Genomic DNA, 18,897 nt, shown 5'->3' with positions numbered 1-18,897 from the left:
GGCGGGAAGCGGCGTAGCGCAACATCTTCGGCGCTCCTGAAAGCCAATGACCGCCTGCGCCAAGGTATGACCGTGATTGGCTTCGCATGGAAGGCGGCGACGTGACCCCCACACTGCCCCTGCTGCACCGCCTGTCCATCGCTCTGGAAGCCGAACTGAACCTCGCGTTCGAAGGCGAGCAACTGGCGGTCGGCTTCAACCACCACGCCGCCTGACCCTCGTCCGACATAGAGGTGATGGCTGGGCGAGGTGCTGTCGGACGACCGGCAGGGGCCGACCCACCGATCCTGGGACAATCCCTCGCGGGTAGTGGTCTGTCCCGTGATCGCGAGGGTGGTCAACGTGGCCCGCGTCCGGAATGGAACCCCTGCGGACTTGCGCGTGTCGGCGCGCCAATAGACTCGGTTCGCCGCTCGAAACGCCCGCTTGAGCTCAGGAGTTGTCGATGTCCACCCACCGTCCACCACTGGCAGGACTGGTCGCGGCGGCCGGGGCGGATGCCGCGCTGCGCACGGTCACCGAGCTGATCGGGAAATCGTCGGTCGAGTTGGTGGCGCCGTCGGCGGTGCGGCCGTTCGTCGCGGCGACGGTGGCGGCCAAGCGTCCGCTGGTCGTGGTGACCGCGACCGGCCGCGAAGCCGACGATCTGACCGTCGAGTTGCAGGAGATGCTGGGCGAGACGGTCGCGCAGTTCCCCTCCTGGGAGACCCTGCCGCACGAGCGGCTGTCGCCGGGCGCGGACACGGTCGGGCGCAGGCTGGAGGTGCTGCGCAGGCTCGCGCTGGACTACGGCAACGCGAAGCGTTTCGATGAGGGGCGGGGGTCGGGCGACGGGCGGGCGGATTCGGTGTTCCCGGAGCCGCTGCGCGTGGTGGTGACGACCGTGCGTTCGCTGATGCAGCCGATGGCGGCCGGTCTCGGCGACATCGAGCCGATCGTGCTGCGGGTCGGCGCGGAGTTCGATTTCGACGAATTGCTCGTTCGCCTGGTGGAATTCGCCTATACCCGGGTGGACATGGTGGGCAAGCGCGGGGAGTTCGCGGTGCGCGGCGGCATCCTCGATCTGTTCCCGCCGACCGCCGACCATCCGGTGCGCGTCGAGTTCTGGGGCGACGAGGTGACCGAGCTGCGGCCGTTCGCGGTCGCCGATCAGCGGTCGATCGGCGAACTCGAGGTGGACGTCGTCGTCGCGCCGCCCTGTCGCGAGCTGCTGCTCACCCCCGAGGTGCGGGCGCGGGCGGCGGAGGTCGCCGAGGCGAACGCCGCCGACGCCGCGCTGGTGGAGATGCTGGAGAAGCTGGCCGAGGGCATCCCGGTGGACGGCATGGAGGCGCTGCTTCCGGTGTTGCAGCCCGGTGAGCTGCGGCTGCTGACCGAACAGCTCGCCGAGGGCACGCACGTGCTGCTGTGCGATCCGGAGAAGATCCGCACCCGCGCCGCCGACCTGGTGCGCACCGGCGAGGAGTTCCTGGAGGCGTCGTGGACGGCGGCCTCGTTCGGCGGCGCCGCGCCGCTCGGCGGGAACGGCCTCGACCTGGCGGCTTCCTCGTACCGCGCGCTGCCGGTGATCCACGAGAGCGCCGATCGGCACGGGCTGCCGTGGTGGAGCCTGAGCCCGCTGGAGTCGGGCGATCCGGCCGAGGTCGTGCTTCCGGTGCTGGCCGGTCCCGCGGCACGCGGCTCCGACGAGCTGGTCGCCACGATCTTCGCCTCGTTGCGCGCGCACGTGGCCACCGGTGGTCGCGCCGTTGTCGTCGTGGCCGGTCACGGCACCGCGCAGCGCGTGCTGGAGCGACTGGCCGACGCGGAGGTGCCCGCTGCGGCGCTGGACGCGGGCGCCGAACCCAACCCGGGCGTGGTCGGCGTGCTGTGCGGCTCCCTGCACGACGGTCTCGTGTTCGACGGCGCCGGGCTGGTCGTGGTCGCCGAGTCCGATCTGACCGGTAACCGCGTCACCGCGCCCGCCGAGGGCAAGCGGCTGCCCGCCAAACGGCGCAACCAGGTGGACCCGCTCGCCCTCACCGCGGGCGACATGGTGGTGCACGATCAGCACGGCATCGGCCGGTTCGTGGAGATGATCGAGCGCACCGTCGGCGGCGCGCGCCGGGAGTACCTGGTCATCGAGTACGCGCCGAGCAAGCGCGGCCAGCCAGGCGACCGGTTGTTCGTGCCGATGGAGTCGCTGGATCAGCTGTCCCGCTACGTCGGCGGCGAGATGCCGAGCCTGTCCAAGCTGGGCGGCTCCGACTGGGCGAACACGAAACGCAAGGCGCGCAAGGCCGTTCGCGAGATCGCGGGCGAGCTGGTGCAGCTCTACGCCGCGCGGCAGGCGGCGCCGGGTCACGCGTTCGGGCCGGATACGCCGTGGCAGCAGGAGATGGAGGACGCGTTCGCGTTCACCGAGACCGTCGACCAGATGACCGCCATCGCCGAGGTCAAGTCGGATATGGAGAAGCCGGTTCCGATGGACCGGGTGGTGTGCGGCGACGTCGGCTACGGCAAGACCGAGATCGCGGTGCGCGCGGCGTTCAAGGCGGTACAGGACGGCAAGCAGGTGGTCGTGCTGGTGCCGACGACGCTGCTCGCCCAGCAGCACCTGCAGACGTTCACCGAGCGCGTCGCCGGATTCCCGGTCACCGTGAAGGGCCTGTCCCGGTTCACCGATCCGGCCGAATCGCGGGCGGTGCTCGAGGGCATGGCCGACGGCGCGGTCGACATCGTGGTCGGCACCCACCGCCTGCTCCAGACGGGCGTGCGGTGGAAGGATCTCGGCCTGGTGGTGGTCGACGAGGAGCAGCGCTTCGGCGTCGAGCACAAGGAGCACATCAAGGCGCTGCGCACGCACGTCGACGTGCTGACCATGTCGGCGACCCCGATCCCGCGCACCCTGGAGATGAGCCTGGCGGGCATCCGCGAGATGTCGACCATCCTCACCCCGCCCGAGGAACGACACCCGGTGCTCACCTACGTGGGCGGCTACAACGACAAGCAGGTCACCGCCGCCATCCGGCGCGAGCTGCTGCGCGACGGCCAGGTGTTCTACGTGCACAACCGAGTGTCCTCGATCGACAAGGCGGCCAAGCGGATTCGCGATCTGGTCCCCGAGGCGCGGGTGGTGGTCGCGCACGGTCAGATGAACGAGGACATGCTCGAGCAGACCGTGCAGGGCTTCTGGCAGCGCGAGTTCGACGTGCTGGTCTGCACCACCATCATCGAGACCGGCCTGGACATCTCCAACGCCAACACCCTGATCGTGGAACGCGCCGACGCCCTTGGTCTTTCGCAGCTGCACCAGTTGCGCGGTCGCGTCGGGCGCAGCCGGGAGCGCGGCTACGCCTACTTCCTGTATCCGCCGGAGAAGCCGCTCACCGAGACCGCCTACGACCGGCTGGCCACCATCGCGCAGAACTCCGATCTCGGCGCGGGCATGGCGGTGGCCATGAAGGACCTGGAGATTCGCGGCGCGGGTAACGTGCTCGGCGCCGAACAGTCGGGTCACGTCGCGGGCGTCGGCTTCGACTTGTACGTGCGCCTGGTCGGCGAGGCTGTGGAGGCGTATCGCGCCGCCGCGGACGGCAAGCCGATCACCACCGAAGAGGTCAAGGAAGTGCGCATCGACCTGCCCGTCGACGCGCACATCCCGCCCGACTACATCGCCAGCGATCGGCTGCGCTTGGAGGCGTACCGCAAACTGGCTGCCGCCCAAGACGATCCGGCTCTCGCCGCGGTGGTGGAGGAGCTGGTCGACCGCTACGGCCCGCTGCCTGTCGAGGTGGGGCGTCTGGTGTCGGTGGCGAAGCTGCGTTTGGTCGCGCGGGAATACGGTGTGACCGAGATCGCCGTCACCGGAACGACTTTGAAGGTCTCGCCGCTGCTGAACCTGCCCGACTCCAAGCAGTTGCGGTTGAAGCGGCTCTATCCGAGCGCGGGCTACAAGGCGGCGAGCGGTGTCGTGCAGCTGCCGCTGCCCAGGGTCGAGGACAGTGTCGGCGCGGAGCGGGTGCGCGACGTGCGGCTGTTGCAGTTCGTCGCCGATCTGCTGCTCGCGCTGGACGGAAAGGCCCAGGGGGCAGTGGATCTCACGGTGGACACCGAGGCGACGGCGGCTCGATGAGTACTCCGGACGGTGCCGCGGGAGGTGGTTCAGGGCGATCCGAGGGTTCCGCCTCGCGCAACGGCACATCGGAAAGCCCGAACGCGTCATCGGCCAGCGACGAGGAACCCGCTGTGGCGGGCCGCGCTGGTTCGGGGAGCAAGGGCGCGTCATCGGCCGGAGTCGAGGAATCCGCTGTGGCGGGCGGCGCCGAATCGGGGACATGTGGTGCGCAGCCAGGGGCCGACGTTGCACTGGTGGCCGCGGGTTTGACCGGGGCCGTCGAGGTCATGGACCGGCTGTGGCACTTCGGCGGCTGGGAGGTCACCCAGACCCACGACTCGCTGCGTCCCTACCTGCTGGAAGAAACCTACGAACTGCTCGACGCCATCCAGCACGAGGACGCCGACACCATCAAGGAAGAACTCGGCGACCTGCTGCTCCAGGTGCTCTTCCACTCCCGGATCGCCGAAGCCGCAGGCGAATTCACCGTCGACGACGTCGCGGCGGCCTTGGTCGCCAAGCTCGTCAACCGCAGCCCGCACCTGATCGATGCCGGCATCGCGCCCGACGCCACCGTCGAGGAGAAGATCGCCGCCCAGGAACGCGCCTGGGAGGAACGCAAGTCCGCCGAGAAGGCGCGCCGCTCCTGCCTCGACGGTATCGCGATGGCCCAGCCCGCCCTCGCCCTCGCCGAGAAGATCGTCTCCCGCAGCACCCGCGCGGGCCTTCCCGACGACCTGATCCCCGCCGACCTGCGCGTCGTCCACCTCGGCGGCCCCGACAGCGCCGAAGAACGGCTCCGCAAAGCCACCCTCGCCTTCGCCGCCACCATTCGCGCCGCGGAAGACGCCGCCGAATCCGCCCGTGGCACCCGCACCGCCCTCACGCCCGCCGACTGGCGCCACTTCTGGACGTGCTGAGGAACTGATTCGGTCCGAATCGGCGGTTCGCCGCCCGGACGCGCCCGCGGTGGCGTTCCTGCCCAGGTTCTGAAGCGCTGAACTGAGCGCCGCGCGCGGCTGAATTCGCGGTGAGGCGGGGGCTCGGCGCGTAGCGTTGGGCGGGTCGATGGCGGCTGGTTGGGGTGCGCCGGTGCCCCTCGAGCGGGAGGTGTCGGATGCTGAGTGTGTTCTCGTCGCCTGGTCACTATGTGCAGGGGCGCGATGCCTCGGCGGCATTGGGGGAGGAATTGCGCCGGTTGGGGATCGAGGGGCCGGTGTTGATCGTCGCGGGGAGCAGTGCGCGGCGGTTGCTGTCCGCGACGTGGGAGCGGTCGTTGGGGGAGGCGAAGATCGAGTATTCGGTGCATCCCTCCGGCGGGGAGTGCAGCAGGGCGGAGATCGCGCGGATCACCGACGCCGTGCGGGCCGGTGGCAGTGCGGCGGTGCTCGGCGCCGGTGGCGGGAAGGTGATCGATTCGGCGCGGGCGGTGGCCGACGATCTGGGGCTGCCGATGATCAGCTGTCCGACCACCGCGTCGAGTGACGCGCCGTGCAGCGCGCTGTCGGTGATCTATACGGACGCAGGGGAATTCGAGGCGTATCAGCTGGTGCGCCGCAATCCCGCTCTGGTGCTGGTGGATACCTCCGCCATCGCGCAGGCTCCCGCGCGGCTGCTCGTCGCTGGTATGGGCGACGCGCTCGCCACCTGGTTCGAGGCGCGCACCTGCCTCGCCGGGCACGTGCGCAACATGCGCGGCGGCGCGTCCACCCGCAGTGCCGGTTCGCTCGCCGAATTGTGTTACCGCACGTTGCTCTCCGACGGACCGCAGGCGTTGGCCGCGGTGCACACAAAGACCGTCACCCCGGCGCTGGAACGCATCGTCGAGGCCAACACCTTGCTCTCCGGCCTCGGCTTCGAATCCTCCGGCCTCGCGGCCGCGCACGCGGTGCACAACGGACTCACCGCCGCACCGCAGACCCACCCGTACCTGCACGGCGAGAAGGTCGCCTTCGGCGTACTCACCCAACTGGTGTTGGAAGGCGCGCCCGCCAACGAGATCGACACCGTCCTGGATTTCTGCGACCACGTCGGCTTGCCGACCTCCCTCGCCGACCTCGGCCTCGCCGACGCCGACCGGGAAACCCTGTCCGCCATAGCGACTCGCGCCACCGCCCCGGGCGAGACGATCCACAACGAGCCGTTCACGGTGGACGCGCCGATGGTGCTCGACGCCCTACTCGCTGCGGACGCCCTCGGCGGTCGCTGATTCGGCGACACTCGTCGGCTGACGATTCGAAAACGCTCGGCGGCCGCTGGTCCGAACGGGCTCGATGGGCTGCTGGTCCGAATGGCCTCGGCGGCTGCTGATCTGGACAAGGTCGGCGGCTGCTGATCTGGACGGGGTTGGCGGCCGCTGGTCCGAATGGGGCTCGGCGCTGCTGATCTGGACGGGGTTGGCGGCTGCTGGTCCGAACGAGCTCGGCGGCCGCGATGCTCCCGCGCCCGGGCACATCCGGGCGGACGAAGCCCTACTTGCGCGGCAACCCCCGCGCCGTGGTGAACGCCCCCACCGTGATCACTTTGTCGCAGACGCGAAACCTCTCCACGGGCCCGGTGCGCAGATCGACGAGCGGAGTGGTCAACGCCACGGTCTCGTCCGGCGGGACGACCCGGATGGCACGCATATCGGCGCAGGTCCCACCCGGTTCGCCGCGGAAAACGAACTCCGCCGCGGTCGATTCGCCGGGGTCGAGCGTCTGCACCGCGCGGGGCGCCGCCGCGGTCGGCGGCACCGGCTCGGTTCGCGCACCGAAGAGTGTGTCATTGTTCACAAAATCCACGCCCGGATGGCCGAACACCGTGCAGGTGCGTCCCGACGCGTTGGTCAGCACCAGGTAGGCGCGGACGGTCCCGCCGCCGCCCTGCGGCCCCGCCACCGAGCGCAGCGAGAGCTCGGCGCTTCGGCACCGCAGCGGGTCGTCCGGCACCCCCGTCGTGGACTGCGCACCCGCCGCCTTCGCGGTCGTGGTCGACGCCCAGATCGCGTCGTCGGCGCCGTATTCGCGCGGACTCGCGCACGCCGCGCAACCGACCAGCGCCCCCACGCAGGCAACGCCGATCGCGACCGTCCGCATGCCCATCAGAACCCCCTCCGAACACCGGCGCGCACCGGCCGTCTCGAGTCGCCCGCAGCGTATCCGACGCGCGGCCTGTACACCGAAACCTCACCTTCCCGCAAGCTTGTCGTCACAACTTGGCGGGAAAGCCGTTGGTAGGGGTTCGCTATCCTGGCTGGAACCCGAAGCCGATGGCGGACCATCCGCCGGGAGGGACGTTCGGTCCGGTGCGCATCAGCAGAGTCGCGGAGCATCCGCGACCGGATCACGTGTTGTTCCATTTCAGTGACACCCACCTCATCGCCGGTGACGGCGAGCTGTACGGGGATGTGGATGCCGAGCAGCGTTTACGTAGGCTGCTCGGTCAGGCAGCGGCCAGCCGCATCCGCCCGACGGCACTGGTGTTCACCGGCGATCTCGCCGACCGCGGCGAGCCTGGCGCGTACGAGAAGCTACGCGCGCTGGTCGAGCCGTTCGCGCGGCACGTCGGCGCGCCGGTGGTCTGGGTGATGGGAAACCACGACGATCGCGGGGTGCTGCGGCACACGTTGCTCGACGAGGCGCCATCGACGAAGCCGTTCGATCGCGTGCACATGATCGACGGATTGCGCATCATCGCGCTGGACACCTCGGTGCCGGGACACCACCACGGCGAGATCTCCGACGAGCAGCTGGCCTGGCTGAGCGACGTGCTCGCCGAGCCCGCGCCGTTCGGCACCATCCTGGCCATGCACCACCCGCCGGTGCCGTGCGTGGTCGACCTGGCCGTCACGGTGGAGCTGCGCGACCAGCGCAGGCTCGCCGACGTGCTGGACGGCACCGACGTGCGCGCGATCCTCGCCGGTCACGTGCACTTCTCCACCTACGCGACGTTCGCGGGCATCCCGGTCTCGGTCGCCTCGTCCACCTGCTACACGCAGGATCTGGCCGCCGCGACGGGCGGACTGCGCGGCCGCGACGGCGCCCAGGCCTTCAACTTCGTGCACGTCTATCCGGACACGGTCGTGCATTCGGTGGTCCCGATCGACGTGGGCGCGACCGTCGGCGAGCCCGCCACCCCCGAGGAGGCGGCGGCGAAACTCGCCGAGGCGGGCATCGCGATTCCACCCGCGGGCCGCATCCCGCACGTCATGCGGCGCCGGGAGCCGACTCCGGAAGCGGACGACGAGGCGGTGCACTGAGCCGTTCCCATGGCGCCGGATCCGGGAACCAGTCCGCGAGGAATTCCGAAACTCGTTGGACTCGTTCGGATTCCGGCACCTCGGGGAAGCTGCCGTCGTTGAGGCAGAAGAAGTCGACGTCCCGCACGGCGGCCAAGTGGTCGAGCAGCGCGAGCCCGTCGCGGCTCGTGGTGTCGACGTAGCGCATGCGCGCCGCCTCCTGCGGTACCGCGCGACCGGTCAGCAGCGCGTAGTAGTGGTACAGCGAGTTGGTGACGGAAATGTCGGTGGCCGAACGGAATCGGCTGGCCATGGTGCGCGCGAAGTCGGCGCCGAACTCCGCCTCCATCTCCAGCAGCACGCTGCGCCGCAACGGCGCGGGGGTGTGCTCGAGGTGCCGGGTGATGACGTGCCCCAAGCGATCGGCGAGCAACGCGCGGTTCACCCGCGCCGCGTTCTCGAATCCGCTGCGGCGCTCGTTGTTCCGGCCCGGCCCGATGCGGGTGTCCGCCTCGATGAACCGGCTGATGCCGCCCGGCGTGAAGAACATCTCGGGCCGCACCGGCCTGGCGAAGAACATGTCGTCGTTGGAGTACAGGAAGTGCTCGCTGAGCCCCTCGATGTGCTGCAACTGGCATTCCACCGCGTGCGAGTTGAAGGTCGGCAGCGCCGCGGGCTCGCTGAAGTGCTCGATCGCGGGCACGATAGTGACCTTCGGGTGCTCGCTCAGCCAGTCGGGGACCGCCGAATCGGTGGCGACGAAGATGCGGCGGATCCACGGCGCGTTCTTGTGCACCGAACGCATGGCGTACTTCAGTTCATCGATCTGGCGGATCCTGGCGTCCGCGTCGTCGCCCTCACCGACGACGACCTGTGTCATCAGGCCCGCGCGCCGGGCGCGGAATTCCGGATCCGAGCCGTCCACCCAGGAGAAGACGATGTCGATGTCGAAGGCGACATCGGTGGCCTGCGGCGCGAACATGTCGGCCAGGGTCGGCCACGTCCGGTCGAACAGCCGGATCTGGGTGAACTCCACGTCGGCGAGGTCGAAGACGCTGCGGGTCAACGCGTTGGGCCGCGGGCATTCGACGGTGTCGCCGTGGTACTCCCACAGCTCCAGCTCGACGTGATGCGCCGGATCGGCGTCGCGGCCGAGCCGGAAAACCTGGTGACCGACCTCCGCGACCGCGAAGCCCGCGGCGCGCGCGGCGTCCGTCACGCGGTGCACCATGCCGCGGTGCGCGGCGTCGGCGGCCAGGATCAGCCGGTGCCCGCTGTCCTTGATCAGCAGAAACGGCACCTCCGCCGCGGCGAGCTGGCCGCGCAGGTAACCGAGATCCGCGATCGCGGCCTCCGAGACCGCCAGATTGCTCGCCGCGATCGCGACGGTGTCGTATCCCACCCGAGCCGTGCCGGGATCCCAACCCCCTGGATTCACTGCCCTGTCCATATCCGCCTCCCTTTGGGCCGTTTCCGACGATGCGCCCGTACTTTCACCCGCACCGCACCGGGAGCCGAGCGAGGTCCCGGCGACGCCGACGCGTCGCAGGACGTGCCCGATGCGGTGCGGAGTCAGAAATGCGGAGCCCTGCCGTAGTGCAGGAACGCGGTGATTCGCGGAAGTCCTGACGATCGGTACACCATCGTTCTCACCTCACTCACGGCCGGACGCGGGAAGCGTTCGTATGGATGGGGAAGTGTTGACCGGGCTCGCGGGGCGATGGGACCTAGCGCGGCCGGGAGCAACACGCAAGGCCGGACAGTCATCGGCCGGCTGATCGGAGAACCCCCGCTGAACAGGGGGTTGCTACTGAATGATGCATCCGTGGCGGCGGTCCGTCAATCGAAAACCGGCACGGATACCGGACAGGGCCGCGACGATGTCCATCCGCCCAGGAATTAGGGTAGCCTTGCCAAATCAAAAGCGGCTATCGGCGCGAGCCGGGAAGGAGCGGGCGCGGTGCGCGTAGTCATTCTGTTCGGGTCGGAGATGGGCACTTCCGAAACCGCGGCCGGGTGCGTCGCGGACGAGCTGGCGGGCGCGCACGACGTCTCGGTCTACGACATGACCGACTTCGACGTCGACGATCTGGACGTCGCCGCCTTCCACGTCGTCGTCTGCTCGACCTACGGCGACGGTGATCTGCCGACCGGCGCGGAGCCGTTCTTCGACGCCCTCGACGCGCGCACGCCCGATCTGACCGGTTTGCGCTTCGCGGTGTTCGGCCTCGGCGATTCCGTCTACGGCGACACCTTCAACCGCGGTGGCGAGATCGCGGCCGAGAAGCTGACCGCTCGCGGCGCGACCCAGGTCGGCGAGCACGCGCGCCACGACGCGTCCACCGAGGTGCGCGTGCGCGACATGGCGCGTGAGTGGGCGCGGTCGCTGCCCGTTCTCGAATTCGCTTCGGCCTGAACGAACTCGCCGCTTCATCGATTCACCGGGGCGTTGCGCGGAGTGTGCCGGAATTAGGTTTGCCTACCCCAGCGTGCAAGTGACACAACGCAAGCGGACGACAGCAACCGCTTCGGTGAAAGAACCCAAGGTCCCGCCGGACAAACGGCACAGCGCCAGCGCGCATGTGTCCCAGCACCTTAGACTGCTATCAGTGCGACACAGCCCGTCGCGCGCGACGATCCATGAGGTGACGAAGATGGCAGCCGGAGCGAGCCCTGCGCAACGACAAGACCACTCGACCGATCATCCCGAACTGGACGTGTTGCCGGAATGGCCGCAGGAAACGATCGCCGTGTTGGTCACCACCGACCCGGCGCCGCATGCGATTCCGGTCTCCTGGCCGGTGCGCGCCGGTGACCGGCGGATTCTGATCAGCCTGAAGTTCGACCGTGGTTCGCTGGCCCGGCTGCGGGAACGGCCCGAGGTCGCGTTGCTGATCCTCGGCGGCGGCAATGTCGCGCTGTGCGCGCGTGGCACGGCCAAGGTGATCGCCGAACAGATGCCCGACGCCGAGGATTACGTCGCGGTGCAGATCGATGTCGCGGTGATCGACGATCACCGCCAGTCCGCGTTCACGGTGGACAAGAGCATCCAGCGCACCGTGCTCGACGCGAGCGAATTGCACGCGTTGCAGGGCCGCGTCGCCACGCTGCGCGGCTGGTCCGACGACCAGAACTGAACCGGTACAACGAGAAAGGCGGCGCCCGCGCGCCGTACGGGAAGGGATCATGAGCGTCACACTCGCCAAGGGCGGAAACGTTTCGCTGTCCAAGCAGGCGCCGAACCTGACCAAGGTCGCGGTGGGACTCGGCTGGGACGTGCGCACCACGACCGGTGCGGACTACGACCTCGACGCGAGCGCACTGGCCACCGGCCCGAACCTGAAGGTGCTCTCCGATCAGCACTTCGTGTTCTACAACAACCTGCGTTCGCCCGAGGGCACCATCGAGCACACCGGCGACAACCTCACCGGTGAGGGCGAGGGTGACGACGAGGTGATCAACGTCGATCTCGCGGCGACGCCGCCGGCGATCACCAACATCTTCTTCCCGGTGTCCATCCACGACGCCGACGCGCGGGGGCAGTCGTTCGGTCAGATCCGCAACGCCTTCATCCGCGTCGTCGACGCCACCACCGGCGCCGAACTGGCCCGCTACGACCTCACCGAGGACGCGTCCACCGAGACCGCCATGGTGTTCGGCGAGCTGTACCGGCACAGCGGCGAGTGGAAGTTCCGCGCCATCGGCCAGGGCTACGCGTCCGGTCTCGCGGGCATCGCCCGCGATTACGGCGTCAACATCTGAGCGGTCGGCCCCGGCGAGATCAGCTGGGGCTCGACAGCTTCTCCGGCAGGCGTTGCGGGTACGCGTGCGCCATGTCGTCGAGTAGACCGAAGTAGCGCCGCACCATGAGGACAGCGGTGGCGGCCAACCCCGCGGTGAGCCCCCACCAGACGCCCGCGGCGCCGAGGTGCAACGGGAAAGCCAGCAGCAGGGCGGTGGGCAGGCCGACCATCCAGTAGCCGATCAGCGATAGTCGGAAACCCGCTTTGGTGTCCTTCAGCCCGCGCAGCAAGCCGGTGCCGATGTTCTGCGCGGCGTCGAAGAACTGCAACACGATGCCGATCAGCAGCAGAGTTCGAGCGATCTCGATCGTCGCGGTGTCGCCTGGCTCCAGGAACGGGCGCAGCACCGCGCCCGGCGCGAGCACGTACACCGCGCCGGTGATCGCGGCGACGATGCCCGCGTAGCGCAGCGCCAGCCAGGCCAGCGCCTTGGCGTGCTGGTATTCGCCGCGCGCCTCCGCGTGACTGACCAGGATGGACGCGCCGTGCGAGAGCCCGATCGCCACCTGGAACACGATGTAGATGATCTGGTAGACGACGTTGTGCGCGGCCAGCGCGGCCGGTCCGATGCTGCCCATCACGAGCGCGAGCACCGAGAACATGCCCGCCTCGGACCCGTAGGTGAGCGCGATCGGGGTGCCGAGCTTCAGCTCCGAGACGACCGTCGCACGGTGCACCGGCCACGGCCGGATCGACAGGGTGGGACCGAGTCGCGAATCGTGGCGCACCATCGCCCAGAACACGCCGAAGGTGATCAGGAAGACCAGCGAGGTCGCCACGCCGATGCCGGTCAGGCCGAGCGCGGGCAGCCCGGCCCAGCCGTGGATGAAGGCGAGAGCCAGCCCCAGATTCAGCGCGACCGAACCCAGCGTCACCAGCAGCAGAGCCTGCGGACGCTGCATGCCCACCGTGTACTGGCGAAGCACCTGGAACCAGAGGCAGGGCAGCAGCCCGGGAGCCAGCGCGACCATGAGCGGCCGCGCGTCGGCGAGCACCCCGGCGTCCTGGCCGAGCCACTGCAACGACCAGCCGAGCCCGATGAGCACCGCGCCGCCGAGCAGACCGGCCACCGTCGCGATGAGGAAACTCGACCGGACCACCTCGCGCACCTCGCGGTCGGCGGAATCGCCGCGCTTGTCCGCCGCGCTCACCGCCGACGCGATCTGGTTGCCGGTGCCGGTGATCAATCCGACGCACATCGTCCGGATCTGGTTGAACAGCACGATCGCCAGGCCGCCCGCCGCCACCTGGCGCACCCCGAGGGTGCCCATCAGCGCGATGTTGGTCGTGGAGACCGCGATCTGGGCCAGCTGGGTCAGTGCGATCGGCGTCGCGAGGGCGGCGAGCCGACGACCGTCTGCGCGGAACTCACCCAGGTTCACCGCGCCTCCACCAACTGCTTTCGGCGGGCGGGGGAGTAGCGATCGAGCAGACCGAGCACCTCGCGCTCGGAGTCGGCGTCGAGCAGATCGCGTTCGTTCATCCAGTCGTCGTCGAAGACGGTGTCCAGGTACTTCTCGCCGCCGTCGCAGACGATGGTGACCACCGTCGAGCCCGCCGGGAACTGCTCGAGCCTGGTCAGCCCCGCGTACACCGAGCCGCCCGCCGAACCGCCCAGCATCAGGCCGAGCTTCTTGGCGACGGCGCGGGCGGTGGCGAAGGCCGCCACATCGGACACCTTCACGCCTTCGTCGAGCAGCGAGTAGTCGACCGCGGTGCCGATGGTGGCGCCGGGCGGCGTGCCCGTGCCGGATTGCCAATACGGTCCGCCAGGCCCGCCGAAGGCGATGGAACCCACCGGTTCCACCCCGATCACGTGCGGCGGACAGCCCAGCTGGCGCAGCCGGGTCGCGGTGCCGAACAGCGAACCGCCGGTGCCGACCGCCGAGAGCAGGATGTCGACCCGCTCCACGTCCTCGAGCAACTCCTCGGCGACGGCGTAGTAGCCGACCGCGTTGGCGTCGTTGTTGTGCTGTTCGGTGAAGTAGGCGTCGTCCTGCGCGGCGGCCATCGCCTCGGCGAGGTCCTCCCGCGCCGAAGTGGCCAGGTTGTCGTCGCCCTCGTCGGCGACGTACACCAACTCCGCACCCATCGCTCGCATCGCGCGCAGCTTGTCCTTACATGCGTGGTGGTCGACCACGGCGGTGAAGCGGTACCCGCGTTCGGCAGCAACCACCGCCAAGCCGAGCCCGGTGTTACCGGACGTGGATTCGATGATATGCCCGCCACTCGGCAGCAAACCGCGCCGCTCGGCGTCGAGCACCATCTCGCGCGCCATCCTGATCTTGGCCGCGCCCGTCGGATTGAACTGTTCGAGTTTGAGCAGCAATCGGGTGCCGGTCGCGGTGGTGGCCAGCTCGAAGAGCGGTGTGCGACCGATCAGGTCCGTCACGCGCGTGACGACAGGCATGAAAGTCTCCTATCCAGGGGCGACCCGGCTCAGGGATCGCCTGCCCGCGCTGCGAGGTTGCGGTGAGCGCGGTGCGATGGTGAGTTGTCGTTCTCGTTGTTGATTACCCGGCGTCGAGCGTCCAGCGCAGCCGATCTTCCCGGCCGTCGGAGAGCACGACCTTCGGCGGGATCGGCAGTTCGTGGAAGGCGGACTCGTTCGAATCCATCTGATAGCCGGCGGTGTTCGGATAGACGAGCAGATCGCCCTCCTCGGCTCGCCTCGGCAGCGGGACGCGCCGCCAGCTGAGCATGTCGGATTCCAGACAGCTCGCCGCGCCGACGCTGGTCGGCGTCGGTTCGCCGGAGCTCGATGGCCAGAGCACCGGATCGGGCAGGTACTCGCTGTCGAACCACTGCTCGGACAGGCTGAGGCTGGTGCCGTCGACGGTGAGCAGCTGGTACGGCTGCCCGTCGGCGTGCCGGATCTTGCTGCCCTGCACACGGAAGACGGTGCTGCCCGCGCGATCGAGCAGCGCCCGGCCGGGCTCGACGGCCAGGCGAATATCTTTGTCGCGCAGGCGGCGAGCCAGGTCACCGTGGGCAAGGATCTCCGCGAGCATGGCGGGCCCCGGCGCGGGGAAGTGGTACGGGTAGTACGAACCGAACGACTTCCCGGCGTGGAACCACGACCGGTCGACGCCGTCGGTGAACTCGCGCCACGCGCGCTCCGGCACGTAGTCGACGCCGAATCCGCCGCCGATCGAGATCGTGCCGACCGGATGCCCGAGCTCGCGCGCCGCCGCGCAGCGGTCGATCAGGTCGGCGGCCTGCTCGGCTCGGGCGATCGCGTCGTAGCCGGAGAGGTGAAAGCTGAAGCCTTCCAGTTGAATCGGCTCCAGTCCGCGCGGTCCGGCCGCTGCGATCACCGACTGCGCCCGGTCCAGCTCGTCCTCGGTCATCCCGAACCGGCTGGCCGAGCCCGCGGGCAGCACCCGGAGCAGCACCCTCGCCGGATTCGCGGCGGAGGCGATCGCGCCGAGGCGGTCGAGCTCGCCGAGGCTGTCCACCGCGATCAGCGCACCGTGGCGCACGGCGAGCCACAGCAGGTCGTCGGACTTCGCCGGGCCGGTGACCATCAGTTCGCCACCGCGCACACCCGCCGCGAGCGCCGCCGTCAGCTCGCCGACGCTGGACACGTCGACGCCAGCGCCGTTCTCCGCGCAGGCCCGCGCCACGCACGCTGCCTTGTTCGCCTTCTTGCCGTAGTAGACGAGCCCGTCGACGCCCGCCCGCGCGAACGCGTCGCGGAAGCCGCGGATGTTCTCCGCCACCCGCGCGGGATACATCAGATGGAACGGTCCGCCGACCGCGAACGCGATATCGGCGAGCAGGTGCGGGTCGGCGAGCACCCGGCGCTCCCAGTCGTCGATGTGCGCGGGCATCGCGGGAGCCACGATGCCCGGTGCGCGCTCGGCCGGTTCGTCGGCGATCTCCTCGACGAGCAGCTCGAGGAAGACGTCGTCGGAATCGGTGTCGTCCCAGTCCGGTTCGGGGTAGTCGTCGAACTCGTCGGGGTCCGAGGTGTGCGCTTCGCCGGTCGACTCCGCTTCGGCGTCCGCGGTGAATGGGACGTCTCCTTGCGGCGACATCGTGCCGTCCTCGAGCGCTGTCGCTTCGGTACCGAGTGCTGACGCACCCTCGTCGAGCGGACTCGCCTCGGCGTCCGCGGGGGACGGCGTTTCCGCTTGCGGCGATGTGGTGGTGGCCTCCAGCGCCGTCGCTGCGGTATCGAGCGGCGACGTGTCTGCCTCGGGCGCCGCCGCCTCGGTATCGAATGGCGGCCTGTCACGGCCGAGCGTCTGCGCCCCGGTATCGAGCGACGTCGTCTCCGCGTCGGACGGTGAGGAGGCGGCGCCGGCCGGTGACGTGTCCGTGTCGGGTGGTGAGGAGGCGGCGCCGACCGGTGACGTGTCCGCTTCGGGCGGCGTCGTGCCGTTGCGGCGAAGGGCCGTGCCGGTCTCGGGCGGCGTGATCTGGTCGGACGTCTGCGGGTCGGACAAGATTGGCGGCGTGCCGAAGTCGGTTGGCGCCACGGTGTCCGCGAGGGCGTCGGCCGGGCGGGGCGTGGCATGTTCGCGGGTTCGGCTCCCGCGGGCACCGCCTCTCGCCTTGCGGGGCGCGGCGATGTCGAACAGCACCATGGCGTCCGGGTCGACGACCTCCGGCTCGACGGCGGCCTCTAATCCCACAGGGGCACCTCCGTGCCGCGGCCTTCGGCGATGGCGCGTTCGGCGAGCGCGTGCGCGACGGCGACGTCGGTGAGGACGAGGCCGCTGTTGTAGACGAAGATCTTCTCCTCGTCCGAGCGACGCGCCACGGCCCTGCGATTGAGGATCTGCGGCAGTTCGGCGTCGACCGCGCGAAGCGTGCCGTCCGGGCCGACCATGTCGGTGCCGGTGAGCTGCATCTGTTCGGCGCTCGTCGCCACCACCCGGTCCGCCTCGACCAGCGCCGACGGCGCGAGGCCGTACCCGACCAGCACGGCGGTCGAGCCGGGCGCGAGATCCTCGGCCTCCAAGGCCACTTCGGTGCCGTGGCCCGCGGTCGCCAGCACCACGTCGGCGTGGGCCGCGGCGGCGCGCGGATCGGCGACGGTTTCCAGCAGCGCCTGCGGATTGTGCTCGGCGAGCTGCTGATGCACCGCGGCGAGACCGTCCGGGTGCGTTCCGTACACCATCAGCTTGCGCAGCTGCGGATTCGCGGCGAGCAGATGCGGCAGCGCGTTGCGGCCCTGGGTTCCGGTGCCGATCAGCAGCACGCTCTCCGCACCGCGGCGCACGGTCTCGCGCACCAGCAGCGCGGAGACGGCCGGTGTGCGCAGCGCGCCGACCCGCGCGCAATCCATCATGGCGATGGGCGCGCCGGTGCTGTCGTCGTAGAGCGTGATGGTCGTGTAGTACCGCTTGGTGCTGCGGTCGTGGCCCGGATCGAACTTGTACGAGGTCTTCATGGCGACCACGCGCCGCCTGCCGTCGCGGCCGAGCATGGCGTAGGCCACCGACCAGCCGTCCGGATTGGCGACGCTCAATTTGCGCGGATTGTCCGAATCTCCCGCCGCGAAAGCCAGATACGCGTCTTCGACCGCACGCACCACGTCGCCCGGCGTGATGGGGACGTCGGCGAGGTCGCTACGGCTCAGCACGCGCAGCGGCGTGCTCCGATCACGAGTGTTCAACGGTTCCTCGATCATCTGGTGTTGTGTCCCGCTCTGCATCCGCTCGGCCAGTTCCCATTCGGAACGGGGCGACTGTTCGTTGCCCGTAACCATTCTCATGGGCCTCGGCGGCTCGGCGCCGACGTTCGGGCAGGCGGATGTTGACCCGCTTGAGCCAGCGGTCGGTGCCGTCGTAACGCGCGGTGAACGGTACCCGACCGTGCACGGCTACGTCATTGTCCACCAGCAACAATTCGCCGGGTGCCAGGGCGGCGGTGTGGCACACCCGTTCGAGTTCCGCGGTGAGCCGGGCGTAGGCGGCGCGAAAATCGGGGTCCGCGTCGTCGAGCGGGGTGTAGGCCGGGTCGTAGCGCAGAGTCGGATTCGTTGTTCCCGAACCGATTTCGAACTCGGACCATACCGTGGGGATAGGCGGCGGAGTGAACCGTTCGTGGCCGCTGCCGTAGGAGACGTCGGGCAGGATCGGCAGTGTCGGGGTGCTGAGCAGCCGGTACTCGTCCTCGGTCAGTTCGACCTGCCGCACCGAGGACACCGTGGTGCCCACCATGTCCGGATTGCGCAGGCAGGCGAGCACGAGCAGGTTCGCGCGGTCGGGGTGGAAGGCGTCTTCGGTGTGCGGGCTGAGCAGCGTCTTGCTGCTCGCGCCGGACTGCTCGTCTTCGTGGCCCGGCGTGGGCACGATGTTGTTGACCAAGCGTCCGTCTTGCTGCCCGGACCAGCCGAACGGTTCTCCCGCGCAGCGCGCGAGCAGCAGCATGGCGACGTCGAGCTGAAAGGAGTTGCCGCGCTGCGGATCGCCGCTCCACCGGGCGGCTTCGCGCCAGCTCGGCGGCGTCGGACCGAACTCGTCGTCGGTCAACGGCAGCCCGCGCACGATGGTCGCGCCCGCGCGGCCCGCGGGCGGGCGCATGGCGAGCCGGACCGAGTCGGGCAGTTCGTGCGCGCCCGCTTCGACCAGCGCGATGAGCGCCGGATCGACCAACGTCCGCGTCATCGTGGCCGCGCCGCCGGGACGGCGGTGGACTGTGCTACAAATCTCACGCGCGAGTTCACGCACCGCACGCCCGGCGTGCGGGGGCAGCTCGCGTCGTTCGATGTCCTGCGGGTGAAGCGTCTTACGTTCGGAGAGAACGCTTTTCACCGGGGATTCCCT

Annotated in this window: 14 protein-coding genes; 7 read left to right on the top strand and 7 right to left on the bottom strand. The window is 69.6% G+C overall.

Translation table 11 applies throughout. The features are described 5' to 3' along the window. The first annotated feature begins 445 nt into the window (after nucleotides 1-445). From mfd to T333_RS12490, 3 genes are all read left to right on the top strand, one after another. Nucleotides 446-4,114, top strand: a complete 3,669-nt coding sequence (gene mfd / locus T333_RS12500) for a transcription-repair coupling factor (protein ID WP_357250303.1) — start codon at nucleotides 446-448, stop codon at nucleotides 4,112-4,114. Nucleotides 4,115-4,383: 269 nt separating this feature from the next. Further along, nucleotides 4,384-5,016, top strand: a complete 633-nt coding sequence (locus T333_RS12495) for a nucleoside triphosphate pyrophosphohydrolase (RefSeq protein ID WP_496424783.1) — start codon at nucleotides 4,384-4,386, stop codon at nucleotides 5,014-5,016. Nucleotides 5,017-5,213: 197 nt separating this feature from the next. Further along, on the top strand, nucleotides 5,214-6,305 hold the full coding sequence (locus T333_RS12490; protein WP_496424519.1) for a glycerol dehydrogenase: 1,092 nt from the start codon (nucleotides 5,214-5,216) through the stop codon (nucleotides 6,303-6,305). A gap of 262 nt (nucleotides 6,306-6,567) precedes the next feature. On the opposite strand, the gene T333_RS12485 is transcribed toward T333_RS12490, so the two are convergent. Continuing rightward, complete coding sequence (locus T333_RS12485) at nucleotides 6,568-7,179, bottom strand: DUF4232 domain-containing protein (RefSeq protein ID WP_496424518.1); 612 nt, start codon at nucleotides 7,177-7,179, stop codon at nucleotides 6,568-6,570. A 167-nt stretch (nucleotides 7,180-7,346) separates the two neighbouring features. On the opposite strand from T333_RS12485, the gene T333_RS12480 reads away from it, so the two are divergent. After that, nucleotides 7,347-8,336 (top strand): phosphodiesterase, encoded by a 990-nt coding sequence (locus T333_RS12480; protein WP_496424517.1) that lies wholly within the window; start codon nucleotides 7,347-7,349, stop codon nucleotides 8,334-8,336. Here T333_RS12480 and T333_RS12475 read toward each other — a convergent pair. Beyond that, entirely contained in the window at nucleotides 8,284-9,765 is a 1,482-nt protein-coding gene (locus T333_RS12475) for a stealth family protein (protein ID WP_355002020.1), read from the bottom strand. The genes T333_RS12480 and T333_RS12475 overlap by 53 nt on opposite strands. Before the next feature lie 510 nt (nucleotides 9,766-10,275). Between T333_RS12475 and T333_RS12470 the strand changes: the two genes are divergently transcribed. The 3 genes from T333_RS12470 to T333_RS12460 all read left to right on the top strand — a co-directional run bounded on the left by T333_RS12470 (nucleotide 10,276) and on the right by T333_RS12460 (nucleotide 12,077). After that, nucleotides 10,276-10,731: a flavodoxin domain-containing protein gene (locus T333_RS12470; RefSeq protein WP_496424516.1), complete on the top strand. Its 456-nt coding sequence runs from the start codon at nucleotides 10,276-10,278 to the stop codon at nucleotides 10,729-10,731. Between the two features lie 238 nt (nucleotides 10,732-10,969). After that, nucleotides 10,970-11,452 carry a pyridoxamine 5'-phosphate oxidase family protein gene (locus T333_RS12465; RefSeq protein ID WP_357250964.1) on the top strand — a complete coding sequence of 161 codons (483 nt, stop codon included), beginning with the start codon at nucleotides 10,970-10,972 and terminating at the stop codon, nucleotides 11,450-11,452. A 49-nt stretch (nucleotides 11,453-11,501) separates the two neighbouring features. Then, nucleotides 11,502-12,077: a TerD family protein gene (locus T333_RS12460; protein ID WP_355002017.1), complete on the top strand. Its 576-nt coding sequence runs from the start codon at nucleotides 11,502-11,504 to the stop codon at nucleotides 12,075-12,077. A 19-nt stretch (nucleotides 12,078-12,096) separates the two neighbouring features. Here T333_RS12460 and T333_RS12455 read toward each other — a convergent pair whose 3' ends face one another. The 5 genes from T333_RS12455 to T333_RS12435 form a co-directional block, all read right to left on the bottom strand. Then, nucleotides 12,097-13,500 carry an MATE family efflux transporter gene (locus T333_RS12455; protein ID WP_496424515.1) on the bottom strand — a complete coding sequence of 468 codons (1,404 nt, stop codon included), beginning with the start codon at nucleotides 13,498-13,500 and terminating at the stop codon, nucleotides 12,097-12,099. Beyond that, nucleotides 13,497-14,528, bottom strand: a complete 1,032-nt coding sequence (locus tag T333_RS12450) for a PLP-dependent cysteine synthase family protein (RefSeq protein WP_355002015.1) — start codon at nucleotides 14,526-14,528, stop codon at nucleotides 13,497-13,499. The genes T333_RS12455 and T333_RS12450 overlap by 4 nt, the downstream gene beginning before the upstream one ends. A gap of 103 nt (nucleotides 14,529-14,631) precedes the next feature. Next, complete coding sequence (locus T333_RS12445) at nucleotides 14,632-16,758, bottom strand: type III PLP-dependent enzyme domain-containing protein (RefSeq protein WP_496424514.1); 2,127 nt, start codon at nucleotides 16,756-16,758, stop codon at nucleotides 14,632-14,634. Next, the gene (locus tag T333_RS12440) at nucleotides 16,749-17,759 is read right to left on the bottom strand and encodes an ornithine cyclodeaminase family protein (protein WP_496424513.1); all 1,011 of its coding nucleotides are present in this window, start codon (nucleotides 17,757-17,759) and stop codon (nucleotides 16,749-16,751) included. Before T333_RS12440 ends, T333_RS12445 begins: the two co-directional genes overlap by 10 nt. After that, nucleotides 17,731-18,885 (bottom strand): TauD/TfdA family dioxygenase, encoded by a 1,155-nt coding sequence (locus T333_RS12435; RefSeq protein ID WP_496424512.1) that lies wholly within the window; start codon nucleotides 18,883-18,885, stop codon nucleotides 17,731-17,733. The genes T333_RS12440 and T333_RS12435 overlap by 29 nt, the downstream gene beginning before the upstream one ends. Nucleotides 18,886-18,897 lie beyond the last annotated feature (12 nt).

It is taken from the genome of Nocardia sp. CNS-044 (assembly GCF_059570515.1).
Note: the sequence above shows the minus strand (reverse complement) of the source record. Positions and strands in the feature narration are given on the sequence as shown.

What these genes read in the sequence shown, in the direction of transcription:
- T333_RS12460 (WP_355002017.1), top strand. Translation starts at nt 11,502, where the DNA reads ATGAGCGTCACACTCGCCAAGGGCGGAAACGTTTCGCTGTCCAAGCAG.
- T333_RS12440 (WP_496424513.1), bottom strand. Translation starts at nt 17,759, where the DNA reads ATGATCGAGGAACCGTTGAACACTCGTGATCGGAGCACGCCGCTGCGC.
- T333_RS12450 (WP_355002015.1), bottom strand. Translation starts at nt 14,528, where the DNA reads ATGCCTGTCGTCACGCGCGTGACGGACCTGATCGGTCGCACACCGCTC.
- T333_RS12495 (WP_496424783.1), top strand. Translation starts at nt 4,384, where the DNA reads ATGGACCGGCTGTGGCACTTCGGCGGCTGGGAGGTCACCCAGACCCAC.
- T333_RS12490 (WP_496424519.1), top strand. Translation starts at nt 5,214, where the DNA reads ATGCTGAGTGTGTTCTCGTCGCCTGGTCACTATGTGCAGGGGCGCGAT.
- T333_RS12465 (WP_357250964.1), top strand. Translation starts at nt 10,970, where the DNA reads ATGGCAGCCGGAGCGAGCCCTGCGCAACGACAAGACCACTCGACCGAT.
- mfd (WP_357250303.1), top strand. Translation starts at nt 446, where the DNA reads ATGTCCACCCACCGTCCACCACTGGCAGGACTGGTCGCGGCGGCCGGG.
- T333_RS12480 (WP_496424517.1), top strand. Translation starts at nt 7,347, where the DNA reads ATGGCGGACCATCCGCCGGGAGGGACGTTCGGTCCGGTGCGCATCAGC.
- T333_RS12475 (WP_355002020.1), bottom strand. Translation starts at nt 9,765, where the DNA reads ATGGACAGGGCAGTGAATCCAGGGGGTTGGGATCCCGGCACGGCTCGG.
- T333_RS12485 (WP_496424518.1), bottom strand. Translation starts at nt 7,179, where the DNA reads ATGGGCATGCGGACGGTCGCGATCGGCGTTGCCTGCGTGGGGGCGCTG.